Annotated in this window: 14 protein-coding genes; 6 read left to right on the top strand and 8 right to left on the bottom strand. The window is 43.5% G+C overall.

The window, feature by feature from the left end; genetic code table 11:
- The first annotated feature begins 1 nt into the window (after position 1).
- Both FTV29_RS08900 and FTV29_RS08895 read left to right on the top strand, forming a co-directional pair.
- Positions 2-358, top strand: coding sequence for a YbjQ family protein (locus tag FTV29_RS08900; protein WP_005097785.1), 357 nt, complete (start codon positions 2-4; stop codon positions 356-358).
- A gap of 3 nt (positions 359-361) precedes the next feature.
- Complete coding sequence (locus FTV29_RS08895) at positions 362-880, top strand: YbjQ family protein (RefSeq protein ID WP_005097787.1); 519 nt, start codon at positions 362-364, stop codon at positions 878-880.
- Between the two features lie 280 nt (positions 881-1,160).
- On the opposite strand, the gene FTV29_RS08890 is transcribed toward FTV29_RS08895, so the two are convergent.
- A complete protein-coding gene (locus FTV29_RS08890) occupies positions 1,161-1,658 on the bottom strand; it encodes a DUF2505 family protein (RefSeq protein ID WP_005097789.1) in 498 nt (165 codons plus the stop codon).
- 147 nt (positions 1,659-1,805) lie between these two features.
- Positions 1,806-2,081, bottom strand: coding sequence for a hypothetical protein (locus FTV29_RS08885; RefSeq protein WP_005097790.1), 276 nt, complete (start codon positions 2,079-2,081; stop codon positions 1,806-1,808).
- 170 nt (positions 2,082-2,251) lie between these two features.
- On the opposite strand from FTV29_RS08885, the gene FTV29_RS08880 reads away from it, so the two are divergent.
- On the top strand, positions 2,252-3,136 hold the full coding sequence (locus FTV29_RS08880) for an alpha/beta fold hydrolase (protein ID WP_180075388.1): 885 nt from the start codon (positions 2,252-2,254) through the stop codon (positions 3,134-3,136).
- Between the two features lie 53 nt (positions 3,137-3,189).
- Here the strand turns inward: FTV29_RS08880 and FTV29_RS08875 are convergent, their stop codons facing one another.
- Positions 3,190-3,675 carry a hypothetical protein gene (locus tag FTV29_RS08875; RefSeq protein ID WP_180075387.1) on the bottom strand — a complete coding sequence of 162 codons (486 nt, stop codon included), beginning with the start codon at positions 3,673-3,675 and terminating at the stop codon, positions 3,190-3,192.
- Between the two features lie 371 nt (positions 3,676-4,046).
- Between FTV29_RS08875 and FTV29_RS08870 the strand changes: the two genes are divergently transcribed.
- Positions 4,047-4,514, top strand: a complete 468-nt coding sequence (locus FTV29_RS08870; RefSeq protein ID WP_081273089.1) for a GNAT family N-acetyltransferase — start codon at positions 4,047-4,049, stop codon at positions 4,512-4,514.
- Here the strand turns inward: FTV29_RS08870 and FTV29_RS08865 are convergent.
- The 5 genes from FTV29_RS08865 to FTV29_RS08845 all read right to left on the bottom strand — a co-directional run bounded on the left by FTV29_RS08865 (position 4,511) and on the right by FTV29_RS08845 (position 9,314).
- Positions 4,511-6,313 carry a diguanylate cyclase gene (locus tag FTV29_RS08865; protein WP_180075386.1) on the bottom strand — a complete coding sequence of 601 codons (1,803 nt, stop codon included), beginning with the start codon at positions 6,311-6,313 and terminating at the stop codon, positions 4,511-4,513. The genes FTV29_RS08870 and FTV29_RS08865 overlap by 4 nt on opposite strands.
- A gap of 229 nt (positions 6,314-6,542) precedes the next feature.
- Positions 6,543-6,881 carry an FKBP-type peptidyl-prolyl cis-trans isomerase gene (locus FTV29_RS08860; protein ID WP_180075385.1) on the bottom strand — a complete coding sequence of 113 codons (339 nt, stop codon included), beginning with the start codon at positions 6,879-6,881 and terminating at the stop codon, positions 6,543-6,545.
- 84 nt (positions 6,882-6,965) lie between these two features.
- Positions 6,966-7,589, bottom strand: coding sequence for an MgtC/SapB family protein (locus tag FTV29_RS08855; RefSeq protein WP_005097799.1), 624 nt, complete (start codon positions 7,587-7,589; stop codon positions 6,966-6,968).
- Between the two features lie 85 nt (positions 7,590-7,674).
- Positions 7,675-8,205, bottom strand: a complete 531-nt coding sequence (locus FTV29_RS08850) for a YaeQ family protein (protein WP_005169770.1) — start codon at positions 8,203-8,205, stop codon at positions 7,675-7,677.
- 101 nt (positions 8,206-8,306) lie between these two features.
- Positions 8,307-9,314, bottom strand: coding sequence for a GTP-binding protein (locus FTV29_RS08845; protein WP_180075384.1), 1,008 nt, complete (start codon positions 9,312-9,314; stop codon positions 8,307-8,309).
- Positions 9,315-9,703: 389 nt separating this feature from the next.
- On the opposite strand from FTV29_RS08845, the gene FTV29_RS08840 reads away from it, so the two are divergent.
- Both FTV29_RS08840 and FTV29_RS08835 read left to right on the top strand, forming a co-directional pair.
- Positions 9,704-9,934, top strand: coding sequence for a hypothetical protein (locus tag FTV29_RS08840; protein WP_180075383.1), 231 nt, complete (start codon positions 9,704-9,706; stop codon positions 9,932-9,934).
- 348 nt (positions 9,935-10,282) lie between these two features.
- Positions 10,283-11,887, top strand: coding sequence for a bifunctional 3-(3-hydroxy-phenyl)propionate/3-hydroxycinnamic acid hydroxylase (locus tag FTV29_RS08835; protein ID WP_180075382.1), 1,605 nt, complete (start codon positions 10,283-10,285; stop codon positions 11,885-11,887).
- The last annotated feature ends 9 nt before the right edge of the window (positions 11,888-11,896 follow it).

Below are 11,896 nucleotides of genomic sequence, written 5' to 3'. Positions count from 1 at the left end.
CATGTTACTTAGCAATCTGGAATCTGTACCGGGACATACTATTCGCCAACAAATTGATGTGGTTTATGGCAGTACGGTACGCAGCAAACATGTCGGGCGTGATTTACTCGCTGGCCTGAAAAATATTGTCGGGGGTGAGCTTACTGCTTATACCGAGCTGCTGGAAGAATCCCGTCAGGAAGCGATGAACCGGATGGTTGAAAAAGCCCGTAGCATGGGTGCCAATGCGATTGTCGGTATTCGTTTCTCGACCTCCAATATTGCCCAAGGCGCCTCTGAACTGTTTGTCTATGGAACGGCGGTCATTGTTGATCCAGTCATGCCAAAATTACCCGACCCTTTTCCACAGGCAGAATAATTCATGGACGGTTTAATTTTTCAGATCGTCATTTTTGTCATTCTGTTTAGCGTCGGTTTTGGCTTTGGTCGTTATAATGAACGCAAACATTTTCGTTATCTAGACGAACAGGAACAACGACTGGCTTATATCCAGGTCAACAACAGCCGCTTTATCTTATCTGAACATTCCGGACAGATGATCAGCAGTAATGTGGTCATTTCCCATGATTATTTTAAATACGCAATTGCCAATGTGCAGAACATGTTGGGAGGTCGTTTGACCAGCTATGAAAGCGTGGTAGAGCGGGCACGGCGTGAGGCGATTGTACGTTTAAAACTTGAAGCTGAAAGAATCGGAGCCACCCAGATTATGGGGATTCGGCTGAGCACTACGGAACTGGGCATGCAAGGCGGTATGGTCGAAGTCTTTGCTTATGGCACTGCAATTCAGCAATCTGTTTCACCAATCAAAAATATCTATACAAACAATAGCATGCAGATGGTTAGCTCATGTTGCGCAGTACGCGCAGATAATTACTGAATGTGGATCAACTCGCTTATCGACTGGCGATGCAATATCATAGAAGAAGTGATTAAGCTCAAAGTTAGCGGCATAAATACAAATAATATGATGCCGTTTCTTCAGTCGATCAAACGGCACTCAATCCCATCTGTATTGCCTTATTATTTTTCTACGTCTTAAGCCGCATTGCTTAGAGAACGGCAGCAAGCTAAATGGCTATACATTGCCGAATTGACCGCCACCACCCAGCTTAAAAGTGCCCTTTTTAAATATTGGTGAACGAGATGGGTGCACTAATTCAGGCTGTTAGGCTCTTGCGTAATTCATCTTCAACGATACTGAGTTCAATTTCACTAAATTTACGAATCTCGCCTTCTGCATGCTTTTCCAGCATACCGCCGAGCAACGGCACTTTGACCTTTACTGTCCAGTTGAGCTGAAACTGGATCTGGTCTTCATCTCCAGTGACTGCACGCTGACAGGTCGCCTCGATCGGTAAATTTGCCCCGAGTTGTACCGTCGATGTCATTTGATTCAGATCGCTGATATCGGTACGCTGCAAACGGAATGCATCCTTGAGTAATTTTTTTGCCATATCCGGGATGTTGACATCCAGATTATAGGCACGTTTCAAGGTATACATATGCCCCTGCTTTTCCGAGACCAGAATTTCTAAATTTTGTGCAGGAATTCGATGACAGACTGCCTCATGCAAACGAATATCATTGGCCAGACGTTTAAATTCATCAATAGACACGCCATTGATAATTGCTTTCACAGTGAACTGATGTGCCATGCTATTTTTCCTTATTTTTATTGCATTATTCGCTTAGGTCACTCCGGACTATCGCAAATAAAACCAAACACAGAGATGATTCTGCAATTTATATCAACTTTATAGCATCTGTCATTATTCTTTTATCGGGAAATAGCGGCAATTCGGTCAATCTGTGCAAGATAGTTTTGCAGACAACTGTGTCTGGCCACAACTGATCTGTAGCTGCGCTGTAGCATAGTCAATCACGACATGAAATTCATCGGCGCCATCGTCTAAACCGGACACATACCATGTGGTTCCGTTTGGAAAATCCTGCAACCAGTCTGCTTTATAAAAGTCTGAAACCGAATCAAACTGCACATACAGTTCAGGCTGCGCTTCGATCTTCATTGCCAGAGCCATAAACTTCTGTAATTGCGCCTGCTGAAAATCAATAATCATACTATTTCCCCCTGTTTAGACATGATGATAGCGCAGCGATCTTCATATATGTTTAAAGGGTTCTTCTCGCTATACGACTGCCGAGTTTTGACATCTGGCCCATTATTGGATTAAACATAAGCTAGCGCACAAAAAACAAGATCTCATCCAATATAACGAAGGATATACTCATGGTGCAGGGAAAAATGCAGGTAGAAAGTGTCCAGTTTCTGGCAGAAGATGGTTATAGCTTAAGTGGCAAACTCTACCGTACACCGTCTGTGGCGAAGGCCAATATTGTCGTTGCCTGTGCGACGGGAGTACCGCAAGCGTTTTATCGCCGTTTTGCAGAATATGCAACTCATGCCGGTTTTCAGGTGCTGACCTTCGATTATCGAGGGGTGGCCGCTTCCGCACCGAAACAGCTCAAAGGCTTTAAAATGTCTTATCTGGACTGGGGAGAATATGACCTGAGTGCGGCAATTGAATATTTGGGCCGGACAGAACTGGATATTTATATGATTGGCCATTCCTATGGAGGTCAGGCATTAGGTCTGTGTAAACATCATGACCGCATCGAAGCGATGTACTGTTATGGCACAGGCGCCGGCTGGCATGGTTATATGCCGCTCAAGGAAAAAATCAAGGTTCAGATGATCTGGAATATTGTTTTCCCTCCACTCGTAGCAATCACCGGCTATTTGCCATGGAGCAAATTTAACATGGGTGCAGACTTGCCACGTGATGTCTATCGTCAGTGGCGTAAGTGGTGCAAATATCCGACCTATTTCTTTGCCGATCCGGATTTGAAAGACTTACACATACGTTATGCTGCGGTAAGTACTCCGATTTATGCGGTTGCTGCTCTCGATGATGCCTGGGCCCTGCCTAATTCCAGACATGCTTTTATGCAATATTACCGTCAGGCAAACGTGCATTATATTGATCTTAAAGCTGAAGATTATGGTTTAAAGGACATTGGTCATATGGGCTATTTCCGTCAGGGGGCAGAAAAAATCTGGCAAGATGCCTTAAATACCTTTTCCGAATTACATCGGCTTAAATATGCAGCTTGATGTTTAACGCCTATCGTCTCCTGCAAAACTTACAAGCTTCCTGAGCAGAGAGATCAAGCACAATCTGACTGTAAAAGATCGGTACGAATTTCCTGACGATGCTCTTGGCCAAAACGGTCGACATGCGTATAAAACACGCCATAGCGGCCGACATAATATTCCAGTGACTGATGGTAAAAATTCCAGAAAATCGACCACTCCCCTAAATCCATCTGACGAATTTGTGTACTGCTTTGCATGGGCATTTTTTGCAAGATTTCCTGCTGTAACTGCTCTGCCTGTGCTCTGTCCTGAATAGCTACATGACGCTGAAAAAACAGCTGAGCCACATCATCAAACAGTTCCAGTTCATAAGCATCAACCAGATGCACCTGTTCCTCATGCGTGGTCATGACATGTTCTGAAATACTAGCAATTTGTTCAGGTTTTTCTGCACGCTGCGCAGAGAGATAAGACTGGGTTTTATAAATTTTCCGCCCCACGATCCAGGCAGTATTGAACAGCAAAAAAATACACAGCAAGAGCAACAATTTAAACATAGTAGATCATCTCGTGTGGCTGATTTTATTTTTATTACCGAGCACTTCATATTCATTTGAATAATGGCCTAACACCTAGCATACGTCTATTTTTTAGACAGTGCAAACTCCTGCACTATTTCTATGATGGCATCCTTGACTCGATTTTATGGGGATTTAAAGTAAGCACGGCGATTCTAGTAAAGCTTGCTGTAAATTTGAGCACCCGCTCCTGAGAAACGTTGATTCTAGAAAATCAGATAAACAAAACCGACAGATCAGCAACATAAGTTATCTTCACCTACTGGTTTTTAAGAAAATCCTCTCAAAAAACTACAAGATTGTTATTTTGTTTCAACCTGCATTTCTCTTCCAATGAAGCCTTCCTGTAAATGTTCGAGAAAATGAATAACATGGTGATTCGTGAAGGGAAGATTCAGGATATACCTCAAATTATTCAGGTGATTCATGACAGTATTCAATCTTGTGTTTTAGATCATCAACGTGAGGACAGTCGCATCCAAAGCTGGCTGGAAAAATTTGATCATGCCAGCCTGATTGTCGATATGCTTTATAACGATTGTTGGGTTTGCCTTGTGCACGACAAAGTAGTCGGGTTTTTATTGGTCAGTGATACTGGAGAAATCCGGATGCATTATGTCGCCCCACATTGCCAGAGGCTTGGATTTGGCACCGAATTATTTAATCAAATGCATGCAGCATTAGTAGAGAAAAAAATCTATCAGATTGCAGTCAAGTCGACTCAAACAGCCCTCAGCTATTATCAGCGATGTGGATTTGATTCCAGCCCTGCACATTCACAAGATGATGGATCATATCTGTATAAATACGTTTTTTAATCTGCACCCTGCTCAAAGTTTAATTGATCACGCCCGGTCTGTTTAGCCAGATACAGCTGCACATCTGCGGCTTTCATCAAGGCATGAATATCGGTATATTGATGTTGTGGGCTTATCCAAGCAGCGCCCACACTGACCGTGATCCAGGCTTTGCCATCCGGCCGGTTTAGATGTTCAAATTGTTGTTCCCGAACCTGCTGAATGACACGTTCCAGATATTGCAGGGCAACCTGAATCGGTATATCACCAAGCAGAATGGCAAATTCCTCCCCGCCATAACGCGCCAGATAACCCGATTGAGGCAAGCTGGCCTGAATCACCTTAACCAGGTTTTGTAGAATCTCATCACCCTTTAAATGGCCATAATGATCATTATAATTTTTAAAATAATCAACATCCAGCATGGCAAAAAGCAGTGTGGCATGTGAATGTTGCTGGCTTTGCAAAAACTTCTGCTGGATTTCACTATTTAAAGCACGCCGGTTAAAAGCACCGGTCAGCGCATCAATCTTCATCTGATGTTCCAGTTTGGCATTCAGTTGATGCAGTTGCTGGGTACGTTCTTTGACTTTTTGATCAAGCGAACTGTTGAGCTCGATGAGGTTAAGATTTAGCTGTTCCGTCTGATAAGTTTGATGCGCATAGTGTCTAGACTGCTGAAACATAATCAACAAGGCATATAAACTGGTGGAAATGAAAGACAAATGTGTGGTTTGAATAACATTAATCAGCAAGAGATAGTCATTTAAAAATGTCAGACACAAGAAAATAATGGCAAACAGATTCAGGCGTGAATACGGTTGCTTATCACGTAGGGTCTGATAAAACCCGTACATGAAATTCCCAATAATCACCAGACCATAAATCGCACTATAGAGCGCAAGACGTTCAAATAACTCGGGGGTAGAAAATAGCGTCACACTGATATTCAAAATCAATAAGACGATCGCAATATAATAAATCAGCGGTTTTAAATAGCGCTGATTAAACAGATGCATATAACTGAGGAAAAACAATACCGCCAGAAACGTAAACAGATACTCTAAACGTGTTCCCCATAACCAGTCGATATTGGTAAATACCGAATAGGCATAGGGCGCTGAAAACATATTATGCAGGGCCAGAAAGATAATAAAACAGCCAAACACAAAAATGCTTTTGCTATTACGCTCTTTCGATCCTCGAAATATTGAAAACAGGATATTGAAAACACCCACCCCGAGTACTGCGCCACAGGCCATGGCAATACTCATCATCAACTGCTGGAATTGACGATTGACTGTACCTGCGACCCCAATCTGCATTGGGCGTTCCAGCCCTCCATGCAAATGAGTGTAATTCGAGGCCTGAATGCTTAAGGTAATGTATTCACTGTCTGCAACGAAATAGCCAATCCGGGGGGCTTTTTCAGTGATCTGCTGTTCAGGTGTTTTACTGATTTGCCCAAGCCGGACAATAAACTCGCCATTTACATAGACCCGATAAGCGCCATATTGAGCAGGAATCCGAATGGCAATCCGGCGTCCGATAAATTCTTTAGGAATTTTATAATGGCTAATAAATGTGCCATAACCAATATTTGAGTTGGTCAGTATTTTAAAAGAAGCCGGCAATTCCACTGTTTTTGATAACAGTACGGAACTTGGCTGGACAATAAACTGGCTCGGATAAAATAACCATTTCCCCTGCAAAGGGCTGCTGCTGTGTTCGCTAAAATGAATTTCAGAGATATGATCACGGAACTGCTGCTGCACCCCGGGGGATGTGGCAGCGATCTGGGCAGATACTGAAGTGCTCATCAAGATGCCCCAGCTTATGGCCCAAACCCACATTACAAAATAGACATTCCTTATCACGTTTTGCAAAGACAGTAGTTTCCTGAAAAAGAGCTTTATTCTTCTTATAATCTACTTGGAATATCAGGGAGTTCAAATATTTTTTTGTAGTTTATCGGAAGAAGCCCCCAATACTGAGACTTCTCCCGATCAGCATTCACTCATGATACTGAATGAATCTTATTTCAATGAATTAATCACGTATTTTTACATCAAACAGTTCAATTTCAAAAATCAGGTCTGAATTGGCTGGAATCACTTTGCCCATTTTACGTTCGCCATAGGCCAAATGTGCCGGCACCAGCAGTTTACGTTTACCGCCCACTTTCATGCCCAAAATGCCCTGATCCCAACCTTTGATCACACGGCCTGTTCCGATCACGGTTTCAAAATAATTACCGCGATCAATCGATGAATCAAACTTGGTTCCATCTTCTAGCCAGCCGGTATAGTGTGTGGTAATCAGCGCGCCTTTTACCGCCTCTTTCCCTTCGCCTACTTTTAAATCAATAATTTCAAGTTCGTTAATCATGCTTATTTACCTGAGATTGGCATAAATTCAAAACCCAGTATAAACCGGATTGATTGATTTTTTTAGGCTTTAGTCCTTGATGGATTAAAAGCTGAGTTCCTGAATATTCTGATCATTGAGTAAATGCAGGGTGAGTTTTTGATGGTTTTTGGCCGATCCCATCAGCACCCATCTTCCGCTAATCTGCTGCTCAACCTTGCGCTGTGAAGAATGCATGACTTTTAGCTTATATTGTTTGAAAAGCGATTCATAATGGTTGAGCTCATGTTTCTCAAAAGGACAGACAATTTCGTAATTACGTTCCTGATTCAGCGACTCGATCCCGCGCTGTACATACATCAGTAGAACCAGCACCACCATGACCATTAAAGTGGCCCAGATACTCAGGATTTCATAACCCGCACCGGCTGCCATGCCCAGTGCTGCAGTCATCCAGATGGTGGTGGCCGTGGTAATTCCTGAAATACGGTTCTCATCTTTGAGAATGACCCCTGCCCCTAAAAAGCCTAGCCCCGTCAGGACATTGGCCGCCAGCCGGTCAGGATTTTCCACACCTATTTTCAGGGAAATGATAGTAAACAGACAGGAGCTGAGACTGACCATGATCATGGTACGCAGTCCGGCAGATTTACTATGATATTCACGTTCTGCACCAATAATGGCTCCGATCGCGACGGCCAGCAGTAAATCATAAAGTTCATGGTACATGACATAACCCTGAGTATTTTTATCCCTCAGGTATACGCAATTTAAGCGACAGGATACAAGTCCAGACGTGCATCCTTATGCGTCCTTATTGTAACTGTTCCCACTCGACCAGCACCTGCCCCTGATCGCCAATCAGAGTCCATTCACCATCCATCACATTGAGCTGTAACTGCATGGTGCGTGCACATAATTGTGGCAATGCATCGGTGGTTGTAGTCGATAATTTCCACACCTCCACATTCTTTAACGTCTTTAATTTGCTGCTGCGCTTATACCATTCATCTACCGCAGAACCATAGGTCACCACAGCCACTTGCTTACAACGCGCACTGGCTTTTTTGACTTTATCTTCATCCGGGCTACCGACTTCAATCCATTTCACCAATTGACCAGTGAGGTCTTTTTCCCACAAGGCCGGCTCATCGGTTTCAAACAGATCCTTGGTAAATTCCAGCGCTTCATCGGCATAACGCGCATACGCCAGAATACGCACCATCAGGCGTTCAATAGTTTCTGAAGGATGCAGCGCCATCGTCAACTGATAATCTGCATAACGGTGCGTATCCATATCTGCAATATTCAAATCAACCTTATAAATCGTCGCTTTTAACGCCATAACACAATCCTCAAATTTGGCGCCTAGCATATAAGATTTAGCAGTATTTTGCTGAACAGATTTAGGTCAATAACTCATTCAGCGCCTTAGCAACAGTACTATTATTTTTCCGGATCAATACGGCATTGCATCAAGGCAGTTTCAAACGCCAGCCAATCCCGTGACTGTTGATAAATCACTTCGATCCGGTTATCAATACCTGCCTCAACCGACTGATAATTAAACTGCTCCGGATTGAAATTAAAGCTTTTCCAGCCCTGATCGGTATTAAAAATTCCTTTGATTCTGAGCCAGTCTTTTTGTTCACACAGCAAGTCGAGCAAATCATAAAAATGAAATTGCCAGCGTTTCGGCAACTTCCAGCCCGCAACCTGATAGCCCTGCGCGCTTTCCACATAATGATAAGGCAGCTGCTGAATCAGCACGGGTGCCTCTAGGGAAGGATTGATCTGTTGCTGTTTTAATAAAGGCTGGAGCTGACGTACAGAATCTTGATAATCCTGTTTAATCTGCTCAATACTCAGCTGTCCCTGCTCTGTGCACAACCACTGCTGGGCATAGACTTGATATTCCGCCTGAAGCTGCATAAGCGCAGCATGATCTTCGGCTGTCATTAAATCTGTATGGGAAATCACCACAATCTGCGCGGCCTTAAGCTGGTCTGCATACAGGTTTTGCTGAGTCCAGTCCCGGTCATGCAAACGTGAACCATCGACCACCGTGACCAAGGCCTGCATGTTTAAATGGCTATGCCAATGCGGTTCGGTCAACTGTTCCAGGAGTTGCCCGGGATGCCCCAATCCGGTCGGCTCGATAAACAGCCGATCCGGTTTCACTTCGGACAGTAAACGTGACAAGGCAATCTGCATCGGCAACTGACTACTACAACATAGGCAGCCACCCAGTAATTCCTTTACCGCATAGCCTGAATCTTGTGGCAATAACTGCTGGTCGACCCCGATCTGACCGAACTCATTCATCAGTACGGCCCAGATTTCCTGTTCAGGTTTCTGCTGTAATAAATGTTTAAGCAGTGTGGTTTTACCCGCCCCCAAAAATCCAGAAATGATATGGACAGGAATCGGCTGTGCTGCGGACAGAATTTTCAAAATCGGTTCTCAAGAGATTAAATAGACAAGATCATGCCCTGTATTATAGGGCACAGCATGGTTGTAGAAACATTTTCTTGCCCAATGGCGACTTGAAACCATCAGTTTATAAGTTAAGAGAATTATCCCAGATAAAGAATTCTGATGTTTATTCATATTTAAAATTCAGCTTTTTGAAACATTCATATACATTTTCATTAAATAGAACACTGCATAATTAACAGTAATTAAACAACTTTCTGCATTGTGTATATGCTGAGTTATTCACTCCGTGTCGCTTTTGTTAATTGATTTGCTCATCAAAATTTCAGTGCTTAGGATGAACTCCTGTCGAATTGATGTGATGGTCAGCTCGGCAAATTACATGACATAAATAAAGGATGCCAAAAATGAAATATGCACAAATCTTACTTGCAACAACGCTTACTGCTGCTGCAGCCTCCAGCTTTGCCGCGACTGAAACAACAAACGCAAATACAAACACTGAAGAAAAAGTGATTGTCAGTACCCAGGAATTGCCTGAGTCAAATGCTCCGGTTGCTGGCGCAAATGCAGAACAACCAGCTGCACCTGAAGCTGCAGCAGAAAGCGCAACACCTGCACAACCTGCAGCACGTTAAGTGATTTAACGACGGGTTAAATGATCAAAGAAAATATCAGGGCAGTATTTCTCCAGTAGGCTTAGCCTGTACTGCCTCATATTGATCGATGCTGAATCATGCTTGCTGCGGGTTCAGCATTTTTATTGACTAGATTTAAATGCCCATCATAGTTAAAACTGATCACAGGATTGAGAATGACTATTGAATTATTTTAAATTTATCATTTAAATTCAATTATTTAAATAATAAAAATCCACTTAAGATTAATATTATTCATATAGCTCAACTACTATCGCCTAACTTGTTTACAGCTCAGAACTGTCCCTTAATAGATTGAAATGCAAGTCGATTGAATGGACATTCACTATGAGCAATACCAATTACAGCACTGATGTAGCAATCCTCGGCGCTGGGCCTGTAGGCTTAACCATTGCCAACTATCTGAGCAAGCAAGGCGTGAGCGTCACGATGGTCGAGCAACTGGATAGTTTGATTGATTATCCACGTGCCATTGGGATCGATGATGAATCTTTGCGTACCATTCAATCCTTAGGTTTGGTCGATCAAGTCTTGCCCCATACCACGCCCAATCATGCTATGCGCTTTTTAACACCTAAGGGTCGCTGTTTTGCAGATATTCAACCTTTAACCCGTGAATTTGGATTTTCACGCCGTAATGCCTTTATTCAGCCACAAGTCGATCAGGTTCTGCTTCAGGGCTTAAAACAATATGAAAATACGCAGGTGCTGTTCTCACGTCAATTGACCCAGTTTAGTCAGGATGCCGAGGGTGTAACGCTTAACCTGCAAAATGAACAAGGGAATACAGAAACAGTCCGTGCCCAGTACCTGATTGCCTGTGATGGCGGTAACTCTTATGTACGCCGTAATCTGGGCATTGCTTTTGAGGGTGAAACTGCACCAAATCAGTGGATCGTAATCGATCTTGAAAATGATCCGCTTGCGACACCGCATATTTACCTGTGTTGTGATCCGGTACGTCCTTATGTATCCGCCGCATTGCCCCATGGAATTCGCCGTTTTGAATTTATGGTTATGCCGGGTGAAACTCAGGAAGAACTCAGCAAACCGGAAAATATTGCCAAATTACTGGCCAAAGTGCTTCCAAGTACCGATGGCATCGAAGTGATCCGTCAGCGTGTTTATACGCATAATGCCCGTATTGCGGACAAATTCCGGGTAGACCGCATTTTACTGGCAGGTGATGCTGCGCACATTATGCCCGTCTGGCAAGGTCAGGGTTATAACAGCGGTATGCGGGATGCCTTTAACCTGGCCTGGAAAGTCGCACTAGTGGTTCAAGGCAAAACCGGCCCAGAACTTCTGGATTCGTATCAGATTGAACGTAAAGACCATGCCAAAGCCATGATTGATCTTTCCGTGATGGCCGGTCATGTATTGGCACCACCAAAAAAGTGGCAAGGTTTTGTCCGTGACGGTATCGCCTATGCCCTGAACTATATCAAGCCGATCAAACAGTACCTGCTGGAAATGCGCTTTAAACCGATGCCGAAATATCATGATGGTGTGCTTTTGAGCAACGGCGCCAAAAATTCTCCAATTGGCAAGATGTTCATTCAGCCTCAAGTTCAGCTTGCATCAGGTGAAACAGTGTTACTGGATGAAGTGATTGGCAATGATTTTGCCATTATTGCCTGGGGTGTCGATCCAAAATGGGGCCTGAGTCCAGAGACACTGCAACAGTGGAAAACACTCGGTGTGAAATTTATTCAGGTCATTCCGGCAGTACAGTTACAAAATACCCAGCGCCAACAGTTTGAAGATGTCATCACCATTGGTGATAGCGGCACAGAAATTCGCTCCTGGTTTGGTAATACTTCCGATTCAGTGGTGATCTTGCGTCCTGACCGTTTTGTGGCCGCACTGGCCATTCCACAATCACTGGAAAACACCAGTCAGCAACTGTTTAAAAAACTGTACCTGAAATAATTTTAAGGT

The organism is Acinetobacter sp. YH12254, from assembly GCF_013417415.1.
Lineage (GTDB): Bacteria > Pseudomonadota > Gammaproteobacteria > Pseudomonadales > Moraxellaceae > Acinetobacter > Acinetobacter pseudolwoffii.
The sequence above is the reverse complement of the archived record's forward strand: the minus strand, read 5'-3'. Positions and strand labels throughout refer to the sequence as shown.